Origin of the sequence: Streptomyces sp. NPDC006365 (genome assembly GCF_042870755.1) — a bacterium.
GTDB lineage: Bacteria > Actinomycetota > Actinomycetes > Streptomycetales > Streptomycetaceae > Streptomyces > Streptomyces xiangluensis.
Window position 1 is genome coordinate 382,282 of the sequence record NZ_JBIAHS010000006.1, and the last position, 17,309, is coordinate 399,590.

The window sequence follows — 17,309 nt, forward strand, 5'->3', positions numbered from 1 at the left end:
CACGCCTCATGCCGGCACCGAATCCGGCATGACCGGCGGCGCGCTGTACGCACTCCCGCCCGATCCGTCATTCGTCGTGCCTTCAGCACCTGTCACCTTTGGGGCGCGTGGCAGCGACGTGACGGTGCAGCGCGCCCTCGTTCACCCTGCCGACGTCGACTGAGCAGTCAATCGTCGATCACGTGTGGAGCCGTCATGGAACCGCATGATGCTGCCTCAGGCCCTGATGCCGCCCGCGTGGCCCTGATCACCGGATCCGACTCCGGTATCGGCCGCGCGACCGCGGTCAGGCTGGCCGAGTCCGGCATGGACATCGGTGTCACCTGGCATCGCGATCGGGAAGGGGCACGGCAGACGGCGGACGAGGTACGCCGGACCGGGCGCCGTGCCGAGATCTTGCAGCTGGACCTCACTGGGCTTCCGGAGGCCGCGGACGTCATCGACCGGCTGGCCGAGCGGCTCGGCAGGATCGACGTGCTGGTCAACAACTCGGGGATCGGCACCATGACGCCCTTCCTCGACCTGGATCTCAGCACCGTGCGCCAGGTCCTCGATGTGGATCTGGTGGGGCCTTTCCTGTGTGCTCAGCGCGCCGTCCGTCACATGATCGCCCAGGGTGACGGCGGTCGGATCATCAACGTGACCAGTGTCCATGAGCATCAGCCACGCGTGGGCGCGGCGCCGTACTGCGCGGCCAAGGGCGGCCTCGGGCTGCTCACCCAGGTGATGGCGCTGGAACTGGCCGAGCACGGGATCACGGTCAACTCCGTCGCTCCCGGAGAGATCGCCACCCCGATGACCGGCCAGGAGAACACTGACGTCACCGCCGAACGGCGGCCCGGTGTGCCACTGGGCCGCCCAGGCGATGCCCGTGAGGTTGCGGCCGTGATCGCCTTCCTCGCAGGGGAGGGTGCGTCGTATGTCACGGGCGCCTCTTGGGCGGTGGACGGAGGGATGCTGCGGATGGGCCCGCAGGCCGGCAGCCATCTCCCCGACGACGGCTGGCGGCGCCTTTGAGCGGGCGCAGGAAGCCTTACACGATTAGGGCCGGGACGTGATCCGTATCGGGGCTGGCCTATCGCGAGTACGCCGTGGCCAACCCGCACCTCTACGCGATCCTCTTCTCCGACCGCAGTGCCCAGGGCCCGTCCGACGTGGACGGGCCGCGTGAGGTCGTCGAGACATACCGGCCCCTCGTCGACGCCGTGCGCCGCGGACAGCGGGCCGGGCAGTTGGGTTCCGCGTCCGACCCCGAGGTCATCGCGCTGTCGGTCCGGGGAACAGCCCACGGCCTGGTCTCCCTGGTGCTGTCCGGGAACGAGCCCCCGGAGCTCGCGGTCGCCGACTGCTACGAGCGGGTCCTGCGGGCGTTGGTGACGGGGTGGCGGGGCAGTGAGGAGTCGGCTGCGGGGCTAGCGGCCCCATAGGGGTGGTCTCCAGGGGGCGGCGGAGTGGCCGGGTGACCTGCCGCTGACGGCGCGGTCGGCGTGAGGACCGATTGCGGCGCGCTTCGAAGGCGGGTGGAGCGGGGGTGGTCCGCGACTCGGGCCCGCAACTCGGGCTTGCATGTGGAAACCGATCAGTTTACAGTGGTGAAACTGATCGGTTTCTCGTCGTGCAGGCGGGCGAGTTCCGGACCCGAGTCACAAGGAGCACGGATGACTGCCGCGCGCGACGCCGAGGGGCAACTGCCGAGTCCCAGGCTTCCGGCGAAGCTGGCCGCCCACCCGTCGGTACAGGCCGTACTGGCCCGACGCAGGGCCGGTGACGCGGTGCGCCCACCGAAGGTGATCGACGCGGCCTGGCTGCGCGAGCTGTGCCTGGCGGCCGGTGCGGACGACGCGGCCGCGGTCAGCCTGGACCACCCCGACCTGGCCGGCGAGCGCGAGTACGCGCGGTCCGCGCTGCCCGGCACCCGCACCCTGATCGCGATGGCGGTCCGGATGAACCGCGACAACTGCCGCTCCCCGGCCCGCAGCGTGGCCAACCAGGAGTTCCATCAGGCCGACGAACAGGCCAACCATGCCGCGCGCAGCGTCACTCAGGCGCTCCAGGACGCCGGCTACCGCGCGCTCAATCCGTCCGTCGGCTTCCCGCAGGAGATGGACCGCTTCCCCAGTGAGCGGATCTGGGTGGTGGCGCACAAGACGGTCGCGGTGGCCGCCGGGCTCGGTGTGATGGGCCTGCACCGCAACGTCATCCACCCGAAGTTCGGCAGCTTCGTCCTGCTGGTCACCGTCCTGGTGGACGCGGAGGTGAGCGAGTACGGGCAGGCGCTGGACTACAACCCCTGTATCGACTGCAAGTTGTGCGTCGCCGCCTGCCCGGTCGGCGCCATCGCCAAGGACGGAGCCTTCGACGCGCTGGCCTGCACCACGCACAACTACCGCGAGTTCATGAGCGGGTTCACCGACTGGGCGCAGACCGTGGCCGACAGCGAGGACGCCGCCGACTACCGCTCCCGGGTCACCGATTCCGAGAGCGCCTCCATGTGGCAGAGCCTGAGCTCACCGCCCGGCTACAAGTCCGGCTACTGCCTTGCCGTCTGCCCCGCCGGCGAGGACGTCCTCGGCCCGTACCTGGACGACCGCAAGTCGTTCATGGACACCGTGCTGCGCCCGCTCCAGGACAAGAAGGAAACGCTCTACGTCCTGCCGGGCTCACACGCGCAGGAGTACGCCCAGCGCCGTTTCCCCCACAAGCCCGTCAAGGAAGTCACCGGCGGCTGGCAGCCCCCGGCGAAGCGTTCCGCGTCCACCGAGCGAGGGCAACGTACGTCATGAGTGGCATTCACCCCTTCCGTGTCCTGCGCGCCATACCTCTGTGGTTGGCCAACGGCGTCATCACGGGCGTACTCGCGCTGCTGTTCGCCATGTTCTACGTCGGCGCCAACATCGATCCGGTCGATCACATGACCAAGCTGCCCGTCGGCCTGGTCAACGCCGACAAGGGAGCCGCCGGGGGCAAGCAGGTCAACCTGGGGGCTCGGATCACCGAGTCGATCAAGGAGTCCAACGCGAGCGGGGATGAGGTCGACTGGCAGGTGATGGGCGAGAAAGCAACGGAACGGAAGGCCACAATCCTCGGGCTCCAGCCCGAGGTGCAAGTCAATCAGAGCCAGTCCTTCCGCTTGAAGATGACGTACAAACTGGCACATACGGCAGCCATGAGCAGTACGGCGAAGGGGTACCCGAGCACCCAGTGCAACTCCGGCATGTGCGTGAAGTTCATGCCGTAGATCGTCCCGACCAGCGTCGGAGCGAACAAGATCGCCGCCCACGACGAGATTTTCTTGATCTCCTCGTTCTGTTCGAAACCCGCCTCCGCCAACGCCCGCATCTCCGCGTTCTGTTGCTGCGTGACCAGCGTCGCGTTCACCGTGAGGATGTCGGTGAGGGCCTGACGGAAACCGTCGACGCGTTCGCTGGTGTGGGTGACGTGGTCCGCCACGTCCCGCAGGTAGCGCTGGAGTTCCTCGTCCGTGCCGTACTTCGCGAAGCCCGCCATCAGGCCGTGCAGCATGCCGACCAGGGGGCGGGTGGCGCGCTGGAACTCGACCATTTCGCGGGACAGTTCGTAGATACGGCGGGAGACCTCGGGGTCGCCGCGGAAGACCTCGGTCTCGATCTCGTCGATGTCGTTCTGGACGCCCGAGACGACCGGTGCGTAGCCGTCGACCACCGCGTCCAGGATCGCGTACAGGACTGCCTCGGGGCCCAGCTTCAGCAGCTCCGGGCTCTCCTCCATACGGCGGCGTACGGCCGAGAGGTCGGGTGCCGCACCGTGCCGGACGGTGATCAGGAAGTCGGGGCCCACGAACACATGCAGCTCGCCGAAGTCGACCTCCTCGGGCGCGTCGAGGTAGCGGGCGGCGCGCAGGACCACGAAGAGGGTCTCGCCGTAGCGTTCCAGCTTGGGACGCTGATGGGCCTCCATCGCGTCCTCGACGGCAAGCGGATGGAGGTCGAACTCGTCGGCCAGCGACAGGATTTCGGCCTCCGTCGGACGGGCCAGTCCTATCCACGCCATACCGTCCTGCTGCTTGCGCAGCTCACGGAAGGTCTCGGCGAGCGACTCGGGCGTGGAGACACGTACGCCGTCGCGATAGAGCGCTGCCTGGACGATGCTGCGCGATTCCGCCTCAGTCGTGGGCGAGGGAGCCGGACGGGGGTTCGGCGGCTCCGCGGACGGTGGCTCCGACGGGGTCATGCCGCGTCGCCACACCGACTTGCGGATGCTCTTCGCGGCGGGTAGGGGGCGGGCTCGGCGCTCCGGCATCGCGACTGCCTCCCGGGTCGAGTCGAATAGCTGTCTCTCTTGTCCCTGCTTACTCCACAGCCTGGCTCATCCCCGAGTCCGGCCTGCCCCCGAGTCTGACTGATGCCAGGGAGTTCCGAGTCGAAGCGCCCGGGCATGCGGACAGAACCTGTCCCCATGCCTCGCTAATCTGCGGAGCATGACGAAGACCTCGACCGCCCCCGTGCTGAGCGCCCGAGCCCTGAACAGGGCGATTCTCGACCGGCAACTGCTCCTGCGCCGGGCAGCCCTGTCCGCGACGGAGGCCATCGAGCACCTCGTCGGCCTCCAGGCACAGAACGTCAAGCCCCCGTACTACGCGCTCGCCGCCCGCCTCGAGGGCTTCGATCCCGAGGAGCTCTCGGCGGCGATGGGCGCCCGTGCGGTCGTACGCATCGTGACCATGCGCTCGACCATCCATACGCACACCGCCGACGACTGCCTCATACTGCGGCCGCTGGTGCAGGCCGCGCGCGAGCGGGAACTGCACGGCTTCCGCAAAGGGCTCGTCGGCGTCGACCTGGACCGGCTCGCCGCGATCAGCCGGGAGCTCGTCGAGGCCGAGCCGCGCACCATGAAGCAGTTGCGTGAGGCGTTGCTCGCCGAGTGGCCCGACGCCGACCCGCTCGCCCTCTCCGTCGCGGCCCGCTGCCGACTGCCCCTCGTCCAGGTGACCCCACGCGGCATGTGGGGCAGAAGCGGCCAGGTCGCGCTCACCACCGCCGAGCACTGGCTGGGCCGTCCCGCCGCACCCGTCCCCCCGCCCGACGACACCGTGCTGCGCTATCTCGCCGCCTTCGGCCCTGCCTCCGTCAAGGACATGCAGACCTGGGCCGGCCTCACCCGGCTCCGCGACGCCTTCGAACGGCTACGGCCCCGGCTGCTCACCTTCCGCGACGAGAACGGCGTCGAACTCTTCGACCTCCCGGACGCGCCCCGCCCGGACCCCGGCACCCCGGCCCCACCTCGCCTCCTGCCCGAGTTCGACAACCTGCTTCTCTCACACGCCGACCGCTCCCGAGTGGTCCCCGCCGCGTACAAGGGGCGCAGCTGGCAAGGAAATCAGGCCTACCGCACCCTCCTTGTCGACGGGTTCCTCAGGGGCGTGTGGCAGCTTGAGGAGTCACGTGAGGGCGCCGTGCTCACGGTCCAGCCGTTCGACCCCCTCACCCGGCGCGAGCGTGACGACGTGGTCGCGGAAGCGGAGCGGATGCTGTCGGTCCTGAGTTCGGCAGCCTCGTACGACATCCGGTTCGGCACCGTCGTACGCGCCTGAGAGCACAGGCAGAACCGCTACGGACAGAGCCTCAGTCCGCGCGTCCCGTCGCCGCCACCGTCACGCCCAGCCCGATCATCGCGAAGCCGCCCGCGCCGCCGATCACCGACAGGCGACGGTCCGAGCGCGCGAACCAAGTACGGGCCGCAGCCGCGGTGAGGCCCCACAGGGTGTCGGTGATCAGGCCTATGGATATCGGGACAAGACCCAACAGGAGCATTTGCAACGGCAGTTGACCGGCCGAGTGGTCCACGAACTGGGGGAGTACTGCGGCGAAGAAGACGATGCCCTTGGGGTTCGTGACGCCTACGAGGACCCCGTCCAGCACCGTCCGCAGATCGCCACGGGCCGCAACCACCGCCCCTGACGGCTCGGCACCGATCGCCGAGGCTTTCAAGTCCTTGCGGTGGCGGAACGCCTGGACGCCGAGAAACACCAGATACGCGGCGCCCGCAAGTTTCAGCGCCATGAAGGCGACGACCGACCGCTCGACCAGCGAGCCGACACCTATGGCCACCGCCACGACCAGGAGGTACGAGCCGAAGACGTTCCCGAACGCCGTCGCCACCGCCGTGCGCCTGCCGTGGGCCAGCGCGCGGCCGATCACGAAGAGCACGCTGGGGCCCGGGATCACGATCACGAGCAGTGACATGGCCGCGAAGGCCAGGAAACGATCCATGGACACCATGCCCATCACCTCCATCGAGCCACATTGAAACAGGCGGCGCCGACAACCTGCCGAGGCCTGTGGACAGTCCCGGCCTGTGGACAGTGAAGGCCTGTGGACAGTGCAGAGATATGGACCGTCCAGGCACGTGGATGGGGCGATACGTGGATAGGGGGCGTTGCGACCCGCTCGTGGCGGCCCGCAACGCCCCCTGGCGTTACCTGAGCGGGTTGGTGCTCAGGAGTTGATCTGCGACGTGACCATCGAGGAGAAGGTCGTCAGTCGGGTGTAGACGCCGGGGACTCCCGCGTCGGCGCAGCCGTCGCCCCACGAGGTGATGCCCGCGAGCCTGCCGCCGATCACGAACGGACCGCCGCTGTCGCCCTGGCAGGTGTCGACGCCGCCCTGCGTGTAGCCCGCGCACACCATGTCGCTGGCGACGAAGCGCGAGCCGTACGCGGAAGAGCACGAGGAGTTCGAGACGGTCGGGACCGTCGCGGTGCGCAGCTGGTTGGAGGAGGAGCCGCCCGAGCGGGTGGTGCCCCATCCGAGGATGCGGGCGGTGGCGCCGGCCGCGTAGACGCCGGTGTCGGAGGAGGAGACGTAGCCGATCGGGGAGTACGGCATCGACGTCGACAGGGTGAGCACGGCGACGTCGTCGCCCCGTGTGACGGATCTGTAGTCGGGGTGGATCCATATTCTGCTGACTCTGGCCACGGTGCCGTTCGTGCCGTTGCGGTAGGTGCGGCCGCCGACCACTCTGATGCTGCTCGTGGTCTCGCCGACCAGACAGTGGGCGGCTGTGACGACCTTGTTCGCCCGCACGAGTGTGCCGCCGCAGAACTGGCTCTGGGAGGAGTCGGTGATCTGCATGACGTACGGGTACGCGGACGCCGTGGTCGTCGTGCCGCCGACGATGGGGTTGGGAGCGGCGCTTGCGGTGGTCGCGCCGAGCAGTCCGGTTGTTGCGGCTGCGGCCACCGCCGCGGTGACGGCGATGGCCTTCTTGGCAAGGGTGAGCCCGAACATGAGTCTCCTCAGGAGTGCCGGTGGGGGGTTGCACTGTGGGGGGAGCGGTGTGGGGGGTGCGACGGCCTGCGGGCGTGGGTCCCACGCTAGAAGCGGACCTCTCGTTTCCCCAATTAGGGAACTCCCTGCGGGAGTTGACGAGGGTAAACCCTCGATCACCCGTCGCCCGACCGCGCTTGCAAGGTCCGTACGACCCCTCGGTCATCCACCGCTCGCCCCGCGCTCACAAGGTCCGTACGACCCCTCGGTCATCCACCGCTCGCCCTGCGCTCACAAGGTCCGTACGACCCCTCGGTCATCCACCGCTCGCCCTGCGCTCACAAGGTCCCTACGACCCTCGGCCACCCACCGCTCGACCCCGCTCAAAAGGTCCCTACGACCCCTCGGCCACCCCTTGCACGCCCCGCGCGTGCAAGCGCCGTTCGACGGCCGCGGTCACCCACCGGACGACCCCGATTCACCCCGTCCGCTGCTGCCCCGCCGCCAGCCGCACGATGTCGACCCGCGACCTTATCCCCAGCTTCCGGTAGACCCTCGTCAGTGTCGCCTCGACCGTCTTCACGCTGATGAACAGCCGTGCCGCGATCTCCCGGTTGGTGGCCCCTTCGAGTACCAGCGCGGCGACCTGACGCTCCGTCGAGGCGAGCCGGTCGAGCTCCACGGGAGCGGACCGGCCGCCGGCCGGCGGCACGGCGCCGACAACGGAACCCACCGAACCCGCCGCGCCCAAAGCGCCTGGGGAACCCATCGAACCCACCGCCCCCGTGGCGCCGACAACAGCCGCCTCCACCTGCCGCAGCCACGGCACAGCCCGGCACCGCCGCAACAACCGCGTCGCCTCGTCGTACGCACCCCGCGCCGACCGTCCCGACAGCCCCGATCCACCAGCCCGCTCCGCCCGCAGCCGCCCCAACTCCAGTGCCACGCGCGCCTCTTCGAGCCCGTACCCCAGCTTCGCCAACTGCTCCTGTGCCGACGTCAACTGCCGTACGGCCGCCTCGTGTTCGCCGTGCGCGGCCTTCAACAGCGCCTCGGCGCGGTCCAGTACGGCCAGAACGCTCGCCCGCCCGAGCCGCTGAGCGTGCTCGCGCGTGGTGTCGATGACGTCCTGCGCCTCCGCGAGCTCGCCGATCCGGATCAGAGCCTCGGCGAGGTCACCGTGCCAACGGCCGCGTGCGGGATCGAAGATGCCGAGCCCTTGCTCCAACTCCCTTGCTCGGCGCAGAGATTGCACCGTCCCTGCGGCATTCCCGGCCACGAGCTGGGCGTGTCCGAGCGCGCCCAGCGCGCGTGAGAGGTAGATCAGGTCGCCGTCCTCCTCGGCGCGGCTGACCGCGTCGCCGGCCAGGGCGAGGGCTCGGTCCACGTCACCGCCGGCGGCCTCGGCGAGCGAGGTGAACATGTTGCCCGCCGCTTCGCCGATCCCCGTGTCCCGCCCGAGCGCGAGGCTCTCGTGGGCGAGGTCGAGGGCCCTGCCGCAGTGTCCGGCGCGCAGTTCGGTCTCGGCGAGGCCGCGCAGGAAGTGCACCTCGGCCTCGACCATGCCGCGCTTGCGGACCTCGACGAGGAGCCCGGTGATCGTCGCACGGGCCTCGGTGAGCTGGTCGCTCATGATCTGCCAGCGGAAGCGGGTGGCGCCCGCGCCGTTGTGATCGCAGGCCACCTGCGGGTCCTGCGGCTCCGTCAGCGCCCGTTCCAGGGTCGCCGGGGCGTCGGGATGCCCCATCAGGGTCTCCATCTGGGCCTGGAACGACAGGGCCATCAGCTCGGTGCGCCGGTCGGCGGCCGTGGCGGCGAGCCGCGCGGCGTGCGCGGCCTCCTCACGGCCCTTCGTCATCTCGCCCTCGACGAGCAGGGCCCGCCAGGCGAGTTGGTAGCGGACCAGCGCGAGGAGCCGTGGGTCGTCGCCCGCGTCGGCGAGGGCCTGCGGGAAGACGGACTCGACCTCGGCCATCGCCTGCCCCGCCGCGTCGATGACGACCATCCAGGCGCGTACCCGGATCGCCGCGTCGGTCGCCCGGTCCAGTACGTCGCGGGCCACCTCCCGTGCGAGGTCGATGTCACCGGAGGTCAGCGCGTCCTCGGCGGACCTCAACCGGCGCTCGTCCGCGCCCGGTTGGGCGTCGTGCGGGGTGTGCCGGGCGGCGAGCAGGCCGAGTTGGGCCGCGACCGAGGGCGCGCCGCGGTCCCGGGCGAGGGTCGCGGCCTCGGCGAGCCGCGTGGCGACCTGCTCGTCCGTGCCGGTCGTGGCCAGGGCCAGATGGCGGGCCCGCTCGATCGGGTCGGAGGCCGCCGTGGACAGCGCGGTATGGGCGGCCCGCCGCTCCTGGGGCGTCGCCTGCGCGTAGAGCGCGGCCGAGACGAGTGGATTCGCGAACCGTACGGTTCCTTCCTGGCCGTCCGGACCGCCTGTCGCCACCAGCCCGAGGGAGGCCGCGAGCGCCGTTTCCGACTCCGCGTCGGCGCGGCCCGCGGCGTGCAGCAGCGCGAGCGTGGGGCGCGCCCCGGCACTTGCGACGAGCAGCGTGCGCCGGGCCTCGGCGGACAGCAGATCGAGGCGGCTGAGGACCAGGGCGCGCAGCGAGGTCGGCACCGGAAGCGGCTCGCCGGGGCGGGGCGGCGTCGGGCTCTCGGCCAGGGCACGGCCGAGTTCGAGCGCGAACAGCGGGTTGCCGCCGCTGGTGTGGTGGATGTCCCGGACGGTCGAGCGGCGCAGACCGGTGTAACCGCGGGCGGCGAGGAGTTCGGAGACTTGGGAGTGGGTGAGCGGGGTCAGGCGCAGGGCGAGCGACTCCGGAGGATACGCGCGTAGATACGGAACGTGTTCTTGCTCCTTCGGCTCCGTGCGTGTACGCACCGCGCCGAGCATCCGCACCGGCATCCTGCCGAGGCGACGTGCCGCGAAACCGAGCAGCTCGGCGCTGGGCGCGTCCAGCCACTGAAGGTCGTCCGCGATGAGGAGAACGGGGCCCCTGGCCGCCAGCGCGCGCAGCACCGAGAGCACCGCGAGGCGCAGCGCCAGGCCGTCCCGGTGCAGGGACGATTCGCCGCGGCCGGTGAGCGCCGCCTCGAGCGCGGCACGCTGCGGGAAGGGCAGCGCGTCCGCCACCTCGTCGGCGACAAGGCCGAGCAGATCGACGAGGGCAAGGAAGGGGAGGTGGGATTCCGACTCGGTGGCCGAGCAGCGCAACACGGTCCGGGCCGATTCGGCGTATTCCGCGTCCAGCGCGCGCAGCATGGTCGATTTCCCGATTCCGGGCGGACCGTGCAAGAGGACGCTGCCCCCTCCGGAGAGCTGGTCACGCGCCCGCCCCAGCAGCTCGTCCCGGCCGATGACCTGGTCGGAACGGGGTCTGACAGGCTCCTCGGCATCCCGTCGCACGCGCACCGCCCCTCTCATGTCGTGTCCGTTTCAATATTAAGCAAAGACCCCCTGAATTTCGGAGGGGTGCACCGTGAGGGAAATAACAGGGTCAGGGGTTGTGCTCAGGTTTTGGTATACGGGATTTCAGGGTGCCCGAGCATGAATGGAGCCCCACTTCAGGCCCTGCTTCAGGGCAGCAGTCCCGCCCGTCGAGCCGCCACCACCGCCTCCAGCCGCGTATGCGCCCCCAACTTCCGCATCGCCGACCGCAGATAGGTCTTCACCGTCTCGGGCCGCAGTCCCAGCCGCTCCGCAGCGACCGAGTTCGTCGCACCGCCCGCCACACAGACGAGGACGTCCAGCTCACGGGGAGCGAGCCGCACACCACCGGCCGCCGGGCCCGGAACCGGAGCCGCCAAGGTGTCGCAGACGGCGAGGAGTTCGGCCCGCAGCTTCGGGTCCGCGACCCGCGGGGCCAGCGCCCGCAACGCCCCGTGCGCCTCACGGACCTGCTCCCAGGCCGTCCCTGCCCGATGTTCCCGTGCCGCCGCCAGCAGACCCTGCGCCTCGTCCCGTACGACCAGCGACTGCTCCACGTCCCGCGCCGCCTCCACCGCCGCGCCCAGCGTGCGGTCGCCCAGCGGCTGGGCCGTACGCAGAGCGCCGTACAACACTCCGCGCACCCGGCGGCGTACGACAACCGGCACCGCGAGGACGGACCGCAGCCCCTCCGCCGCGACCGCGGCGTCGTACTCATGGCTGATCTGCCGCGATGAGGAGTAGTCGGTCACGGCACAGGGCCGGGCCAGGGCCACGGCCTTGCCGCCGAGCCCGTTGCCCGACGTCACCGCGAGCGCGCTGAGCGCCGTTGTCCTCGTACCGTTCAGTTCGCAGATACGCGTCTGCCCGCGATCCGGCTCGACCAGGCCGCCGAAGGCGACCGGCAGCCCCGTCGCGCGCCGCAGTCGTATCAGGGCGCCCCGCATCTCCACCGCTCCGGTCACATCCGGCACCATCTGCCCGTCCCTTCCGCCGCAGCGCCCCCCCGTTCGGGGGTGGTGAGATCCACGTCACGACTACACGATGTCATTGAGCCGCCCAGCTATGTGGCCGTGTTCGAGGAGGACCACGGATGACGACGCCGACGGAGCGCTTCCGCAGCGCGCGGGACTTTCTGCTGAAGCACCGCGAGGACTATGCCACGGCATACGAGGGCTTCACCTGGCCCCGGCCGGAGTTCTTCAACTGGGCACTCGACTGGTTCGACGTCATCGCACGCGGCAACGACCGGACGGCCCTGCACATCGTCGAGGAGGACGGCGAGCGCGTCGAGCTGTCCTTCGCAGCCCTGTCCGAACGCTCCGCCCGCGCCGCCAACTGGCTACGCGACCAGGGCGTACGCCCCGAGGACCGCGTCCTCGTCATGCTCGGCAACCAGGCAGAGCTGTGGGAGACGGCCCTCGCCGCGATGAAGCTGCGCGCCGTCGTCATCCCCGCGACACCGCTGCTCGGCCCCGCGGATCTGCGCGACCGCGTCGAGCGCGGGCTCGTACGGCATGTGATCGTGCGGGCCGAGGACACCGCCAAGTTCGACGACGTACCCGGCCGCTACACCCGCATCACGGTCGGCGGTGAGCGGGACGGCTGGCGGTCGTACGAGGACGCGTACGCCGCTCCAGCCAACTTCGAGCCCGACGGCGCCACCAGCCCCGACGACCCCCTGATGCTGTACTTCACCTCGGGCACGACCGCGCGCCCCAAGCTCGTCGAGCACACCCATGTGTCGTACCCCATCGGTCACTTGGCGACCATGTACTGGATCGGCCTCAAGCCCGGTGACGTCCATCTGAACATCTCCTCGCCCGGCTGGGCCAAGCACGCCTGGTCCAACCTTTTCGCCCCCTGGAACGCCGAGGCGACCGTCTTCATCCACAACTACACGCGCTTCGACGCGGCCCGCCTGATGGCGGAGATGGACCGCGCGGGCGTGACGACCTTCTGCGCCCCGCCCACTGTGTGGCGCATGCTCATCCAGGCCGACCTGACCCAGCTGCGGACCCCGCCGCGCGAGGTCGTCGCCGCCGGGGAGCCGCTGAATCCCGAGGTCATCGAGCAGGTGCGGCGGGCGTGGGGCGTGACGATCCGGGACGGTTTCGGGCAGACCGAGACGGCCGTGCAGGTGTCCAACAGCCCCGGGCAGCCGCTGAAGACCGGCTCCATGGGGCGGCCCGGTCCAGGCTTCCGCGTCGAACTGCTCGACCCGGTGTCGGGGGCACCGGGTGCGAACGAGGGCGAGATCGCGCTCGACCTGTCCCAGAAGCCCGTGGGCCTGATGACCGGCTACCACGGCGACCCCGACCGCACGGCGGAGGCGATGGCGGGCGGCTACTACCGGACGGGCGACATCGGTTCGCGGGACGCGGACGGTTACATCACGTATGTCGGGCGCAGTGACGACGTCTTCAAGGCCAGCGACTACAAGATCAGCCCCTTCGAGCTGGAGAGCGCGCTCCTGGAGCACGAGGCCGTCGCCGAGGCGGCCGTCGTCCCCGCCCCCGACGAACTGCGGCTCGCCGTCCCGAAGGCGTACGTCGTGCTGGCGGAGGGGTGGGAGCCGGGCCCCGACACGGCGAAGGTCCTCTTCGAGCACGCGCGGACCACACTCGCCCCGTACAAGCGCATCCGCCGACTGGAGTTCGGCGACCTCCCCAAGACCGTGTCCGGCAAGATCCGCCGGATCGAGCTGCGTGAGGCGACGGCGGCGGGGTCGGACGCCGAGTACCGCGAGGAGGACTTCCGGTGACCGAGCTGTCCTATGCGCATGGAACCAGTACGACACCCCTGCTCGGCGACACCATCGGGTCCCGTCTCGACCGGGCGATCGCCGAGTATCCCGAGCGGGACGCGCTCGTGGATGTGCCCTCCGGACGGCGTTGGACGTACGAGGAGTTCGGCGCCGCGGTCGACGAGGTGGCGCGTGGGCTGCTCGCCAAGGGAGTCGCGAAGGGCGACCGGGTCGGCATCTGGGCGGTCAACTGTCCCGAATGGGTGCTCATTCAGTACGCGACCGCCCGCATCGGCGCGATCATGGTGAACATCAACCCCGCTTACCGCGCCCATGAGTTGGAGTACGTGCTGAAGCAGGCCGGCATCTCGCTCCTGGCCGCCTCACTCGCGCACAAGGGCAGTGACTACCGGGCGCTGGTCGACCAAGTGCGCGGAAAGTGCCCGCAGTTGCGCGAGACGGTGTACATCGGCGACGAGAGCTGGGACGAGCTGGTGGCCGGCGCGGCGTCGGTCCCGTACGAGCGACTGGCCGCACTCGAAGCCGAGTTGAGCTGTGACGACCCGGTCAACATCCAGTACACCTCGGGCACCACCGGCTTCCCGAAGGGAGCCACGCTCTCGCACCACAACATCCTCAACAACGGCTACTGGGTGGGCCGGACCGTCGGCTACACCGAGCAGGACCGGGTGTGTGTGCCGGTGCCCTTCTACCACTGCTTCGGCATGGTGATGGGGAATCTGGCCGCCATGTCCCACGGGGCGTGCGTCGTCATCCCGGCGCCGTCCTTCGATCCCGCGGCGACGCTGAAGGCCGTCGAGAGCGAGCGCTGTACGTCGCTGTACGGCGTCCCGACGATGTTCATCGCCGAGCTGAACCTCCCGGACTTCGCGACGTACGACCTCTCCTCCCTGCGTACCGGGATCATGGCCGGCTCGCCCTGCCCCGTGGAGGTCATGAAACGGGTCGTGTCCGAGATGCACATGGCCGAGGTCTCCATCTGCTACGGCATGACCGAGACCTCGCCCGTCTCACTCCAGACCCGCCGCGACGACGACCTGGAACACCGCACCGGCACGGTCGGCCGCGTACTGCCGCACATCGAGGTCAAGGTCGTCGACCCGGCGAGCGGGGTGACGCTGCCGCGCGGCTCCGCCGGTGAACTGCGCACCCGCGGCTACAGCGTGATGCTCGGTTACTGGAACGAGCCCGAGAAGACAGCCGAAGCCGTCGACTCCGGGCGCTGGATGCATACCGGGGATCTGGCCGTGATGCTCGACGACGGATACGTACAGATCGTCGGCCGGATCAAGGACATGATCATCCGGGGCGGCGAGAACATCTACCCGCGCGAGATCGAGGAGTTCCTGTACGCGCACCCGAAGATCGCGGACGTCCAGGTGGTGGGCGTACCCGATGAGCGCTACGGCGAGGAGGTGCTCGCCTGCGTCATCCCGCGCGACCGCGCCGACCCGCTGACCCTGGAGGAACTACGGGCTTTCTGCGCGGGGCAGTTGGCGCACTACAAGGTGCCCAGCAGGCTGCGGATCCTGGAGTCCTTTCCGATGACAGTGTCGGGGAAGGTGCGGAAGGTGGAGTTGAGGGAGCAGTTCGCGGACTAGACGGCCACAACGCCCCGGGCCACCTGCGAGAGGTGCCCGGGGCGTGCGTGTGCCGCGGTGGTCCTCGTAGTCCGAGTTATCCGAACATGCCGGGCTGGTAGTCGCCTGCGGGTGTCTGGAGCATGACGTTCCCGCGGTTGAAGGCGTTGATGATGGCGATGACGCACACCAGGTCGGCGAGCTGGTCCTCGTCGTAGTACTTGGCGGCGTTCGCCCAGGCCTCGTCCGTGACACCACCGGCCGCGTCCGCGATGCGGGTGCCCTGCTCCGCCAGCTCAAGAGCCGCGCGCTCGGCTTCGGTGAACACGGTGGCCTCCCGCCAGGCCGCGACCAGGTTGAGGCGCGTCCAGGTTTCCCCGGCGTGTATGGCCTCCTTGCTGTGCATGTCGGTGCAGAAGCCGCAGCCGTTGATCTGACTGGCGCGAAGCTTCACCAGCTCCTGCGTCGAGAGCGGCAGCGTCGAGTCCGCGAGCGCCTTGCCCGCCGCGACGATGTGCTTGAAGGCCTTGGCTGCTTGCGGGCGGGCCATGATGTCCAAGCGAGCTTCCACGATGAGCTCCTCCGTCGTTGTTGGTGGCTTCACCTCTACGACGGGACGGCGCGGCGAGATGTGACATCCGCGAATGTGACCTGCGTCTCTCGGCCTCTCCAGCCGGAGGTTCCGCGCATACACACCCGGGGCCAACGGTCGAGGCCGTGTTCGGCTTCCGCGGCGCGGATCTTCCGTAGGCCCGGGGTGAGTTCGGGGCCGGTCAGGATGCGGAAGCCGAGGCGCTCGTAATACGGCGCGTTCCAGGGGACCTCGGCGAAGGTGGTCAGGGTGAGAGCTGTCAGGCCCTCGTCACGTGCGCGCTCGGCGGCGTACGCGATGAGGCCCCGGCCTACGCCCCGGCGCCCCGCGTCCGGATGGACGGTGACCTGCTCGACATGAAACGCGCCGTCCACAGGCTCACCGATCAGATACGCCACGACGCGCCCGGTGACATCGTCCTCGGCGACCCAGGCATGCCCCGCCTGCCGGAAACGCTCCAGTTGCTCGAGCGAGGGCGGCTCGTCATCGGCGATCTCCGGCATACCGAGGGGGCGGAAGAGTTCGCCGGCGGCGCGCTCGATGTCCTGGAGGAGCGGGAGGTCGGCGGAGGCGGCGGGTCTGATGGGCATGGGCCAAGTATGCGAACTTTGCAGCTGGGTCCCGCATGAATAAATCAGCTCGTCTGGTGGAGCTCGAGGACGAGGCCGTTCAGGCCGATCGGGGGCCTGGGGCGGAGCCCCAGCGGGGCCCAGGTGCAGAGCCCCTGGTCACGCACCCGCGGCGACCAGCTCGTCCGCCGAGCTGTTGACCGGCTGAGGCGTCCCCGTGAGGTCCAGCACGAACAGGGGGACTCCGAGAGAGTCGGCGACGGAGCGGGCGTCATCCGCGTACCCGGCCAGGGAGAAGTAGACGCAGCCCGTCGACTCCGTCATCGCCGTCAGCCACAGACACTCCACGTCACGCAGCGAGGCCGGCCGCAGCGTCGGGTCGACCTGCGCGAGAACGCCGCGCGCGGCCAGCCCGATGCCGGCGGGCGGACGCTGGTCCGCCCGCCGGATGTCCTGGTAGCCGAGCCAGCGGAGGTACAGGGCGGCGGCGGTCACGGCGTCCCGGGCCGTACGTATCGTCACCGGGTTGAAGGGGGGCCGGGGCGTAGGAGCCGCACGGGGGAGTGGGATGCGGGGGCGACGCGAGCCGGGGCGACGGGGCGCCGGGAGTTCGCTGCCTTGGTCGGCGTCCGCGTCGGAGCCGCTGCCGGAGGCCGTGGCCTCCGGCTCGCCGACCGTACCCGTACCCACGCCCGAGTCGTTGTCCCGCTCCCCGTCTGCCTCCTCCGTCAACGCGTCCCCCGGCCCCGACCGCTCCTGAGCCAACGGCACCCGCAGCACCGTCCCGCAGGGGCACCCCAGTTCGGGCCGCGGCCACTGGTCCTGCCGGCCACAGGCTGTGCACCGGACCGTGATCCAGTCGTCGTCCCAGGTGTGATGCGTGAGGGATTCCGGGACCGCGTCCCGGTCGAGCTCGGGCGTGACAGGCGCACCGCACACACAGGGGTACGACGGCGCCGCATAGACATGCTCGCGCCGACAGGCCGGACACCGTACCGGCACGCTCTCGGCCATGACCACTCCAGAAACGTCACATCCACAAACGCCCCAGCGGGACACCCCCATCGTCCTCCAACCGGTAGAGCCACGGCAGGGAGTTGGAACAACGGGCACCCGGTGCACCACACCGA

At 70.0% G+C, this 17,309-nt stretch carries 14 protein-coding genes and 1 pseudogene; 7 read left to right on the top strand and 8 right to left on the bottom strand.

All coding sequences use genetic code 11. The annotated features are described in order from the left end of the window. Positions 1–195 precede the first annotated feature (195 nt). The 4 genes and pseudogenes from ACFYO0_RS20025 to ACFYO0_RS20040 all read left to right on the top strand — a co-directional run. Positions 196–1,017 (top strand): SDR family oxidoreductase, encoded by an 822-nt coding sequence (locus tag ACFYO0_RS20025; protein WP_388677426.1) that lies wholly within the window; start codon positions 196–198, stop codon positions 1,015–1,017. A 74-nt stretch (positions 1,018–1,091) separates the two neighbouring features. Next, positions 1,092–1,427 (top strand): TetR-like C-terminal domain-containing protein, encoded by a 336-nt coding sequence (locus ACFYO0_RS20030; RefSeq protein WP_388677428.1) that lies wholly within the window; start codon positions 1,092–1,094, stop codon positions 1,425–1,427. Positions 1,428–1,658: 231 nt separating this feature from the next. Beyond that, positions 1,659–2,783: a 4Fe-4S binding protein gene (locus ACFYO0_RS20035; protein WP_388677431.1), complete on the top strand. Its 1,125-nt coding sequence runs from the start codon at positions 1,659–1,661 to the stop codon at positions 2,781–2,783. Next, positions 2,780–3,043, top strand: a pseudogene (locus ACFYO0_RS20040) (DUF3533 domain-containing protein); the annotation flags it as partial. The gene ACFYO0_RS20035 and the pseudogene ACFYO0_RS20040, both read left to right, overlap by 4 nt. Positions 3,044–3,111: 68 nt before the next feature. Here ACFYO0_RS20040 and ACFYO0_RS20045 read toward each other — a convergent pair. Beyond that, a complete protein-coding gene (locus ACFYO0_RS20045; protein ID WP_388677434.1) occupies positions 3,112–4,278 on the bottom strand; it encodes a magnesium and cobalt transport protein CorA in 1,167 nt (388 codons plus the stop codon). Positions 4,279–4,456: 178 nt separating this feature from the next. Here ACFYO0_RS20045 and ACFYO0_RS20050 point away from each other — a divergent pair, with 178 nt between their 5' ends. Further along, positions 4,457–5,572: a winged helix DNA-binding domain-containing protein gene (locus ACFYO0_RS20050; RefSeq protein ID WP_388677436.1), complete on the top strand. Its 1,116-nt coding sequence runs from the start codon at positions 4,457–4,459 to the stop codon at positions 5,570–5,572. Between the two features lie 31 nt (positions 5,573–5,603). On the opposite strand, the gene ACFYO0_RS20055 is transcribed toward ACFYO0_RS20050, so the two are convergent. The 4 genes from ACFYO0_RS20055 to ACFYO0_RS20070 form a co-directional block, all read right to left on the bottom strand. Continuing rightward, positions 5,604–6,260, bottom strand: a complete 657-nt coding sequence (locus ACFYO0_RS20055) for a LysE family translocator (protein WP_388677439.1) — start codon at positions 6,258–6,260, stop codon at positions 5,604–5,606. Between the two features lie 216 nt (positions 6,261–6,476). Beyond that, complete coding sequence (locus ACFYO0_RS20060; RefSeq protein WP_388677442.1) at positions 6,477–7,268, bottom strand: S1 family peptidase; 792 nt, start codon at positions 7,266–7,268, stop codon at positions 6,477–6,479. A gap of 457 nt (positions 7,269–7,725) precedes the next feature. Beyond that, entirely contained in the window at positions 7,726–10,650 is a 2,925-nt protein-coding gene (locus ACFYO0_RS20065) for an AAA family ATPase (protein ID WP_388677445.1), read from the bottom strand. Between the two features lie 170 nt (positions 10,651–10,820). Then, on the bottom strand, positions 10,821–11,648 hold the full coding sequence (locus ACFYO0_RS20070; protein WP_388677447.1) for a response regulator transcription factor: 828 nt from the start codon (positions 11,646–11,648) through the stop codon (positions 10,821–10,823). Positions 11,649–11,764: 116 nt separating this feature from the next. Between ACFYO0_RS20070 and ACFYO0_RS20075 the strand changes: the two genes are divergently transcribed. Together ACFYO0_RS20075 and ACFYO0_RS20080 are read left to right on the top strand one after the other, a co-directional pair. After that, positions 11,765–13,435 (top strand): AMP-binding protein, encoded by a 1,671-nt coding sequence (locus ACFYO0_RS20075; protein ID WP_388677450.1) that lies wholly within the window; start codon positions 11,765–11,767, stop codon positions 13,433–13,435. After that, positions 13,432–15,039: an AMP-binding protein gene (locus ACFYO0_RS20080; protein WP_388677453.1), complete on the top strand. Its 1,608-nt coding sequence runs from the start codon at positions 13,432–13,434 to the stop codon at positions 15,037–15,039. Before ACFYO0_RS20075 ends, ACFYO0_RS20080 begins: the two co-directional genes overlap by 4 nt. 76 nt (positions 15,040–15,115) lie before the next feature. Here ACFYO0_RS20080 and ACFYO0_RS20085 read toward each other — a convergent pair whose 3' ends face one another. The 3 genes from ACFYO0_RS20085 to ACFYO0_RS20095 form a co-directional block, all read right to left on the bottom strand. Beyond that, positions 15,116–15,589, bottom strand: coding sequence for a carboxymuconolactone decarboxylase family protein (locus tag ACFYO0_RS20085; RefSeq protein WP_388677456.1), 474 nt, complete (start codon positions 15,587–15,589; stop codon positions 15,116–15,118). A gap of 35 nt (positions 15,590–15,624) precedes the next feature. Next, positions 15,625–16,200 (bottom strand): GNAT family N-acetyltransferase, encoded by a 576-nt coding sequence (locus ACFYO0_RS20090; protein ID WP_388677459.1) that lies wholly within the window; start codon positions 16,198–16,200, stop codon positions 15,625–15,627. A gap of 138 nt (positions 16,201–16,338) precedes the next feature. Beyond that, positions 16,339–17,193, bottom strand: a complete 855-nt coding sequence (locus ACFYO0_RS20095) for a hypothetical protein (protein ID WP_388677462.1) — start codon at positions 17,191–17,193, stop codon at positions 16,339–16,341. Positions 17,194–17,309: the final 116 nt, after the last annotated feature.

Coding starts and splice junctions, on each gene's coding strand:
- ACFYO0_RS20025 (WP_388677426.1), top strand. CDS start 196: ATGGAACCGCATGATGCTGCCTCAGGCCCTGATGCCGCCCGCGTGGCC.
- ACFYO0_RS20035 (WP_388677431.1), top strand. CDS start 1,659: ATGACTGCCGCGCGCGACGCCGAGGGGCAACTGCCGAGTCCCAGGCTT.
- ACFYO0_RS20045 (WP_388677434.1), bottom strand. CDS start 4,278: ATGCCGGAGCGCCGAGCCCGCCCCCTACCCGCCGCGAAGAGCATCCGC.
- ACFYO0_RS20050 (WP_388677436.1), top strand. CDS start 4,457: ATGACGAAGACCTCGACCGCCCCCGTGCTGAGCGCCCGAGCCCTGAAC.
- ACFYO0_RS20055 (WP_388677439.1), bottom strand. CDS start 6,260: ATGGTGTCCATGGATCGTTTCCTGGCCTTCGCGGCCATGTCACTGCTC.
- ACFYO0_RS20060 (WP_388677442.1), bottom strand. CDS start 7,268: ATGTTCGGGCTCACCCTTGCCAAGAAGGCCATCGCCGTCACCGCGGCG.
- ACFYO0_RS20070 (WP_388677447.1), bottom strand. CDS start 11,648: ATGGTGCCGGATGTGACCGGAGCGGTGGAGATGCGGGGCGCCCTGATA.
- ACFYO0_RS20075 (WP_388677450.1), top strand. CDS start 11,765: ATGACGACGCCGACGGAGCGCTTCCGCAGCGCGCGGGACTTTCTGCTG.
- ACFYO0_RS20090 (WP_388677459.1), bottom strand. CDS start 16,200: ATGCCCATCAGACCCGCCGCCTCCGCCGACCTCCCGCTCCTCCAGGAC.
- ACFYO0_RS20095 (WP_388677462.1), bottom strand. CDS start 17,193: ATGGCCGAGAGCGTGCCGGTACGGTGTCCGGCCTGTCGGCGCGAGCAT.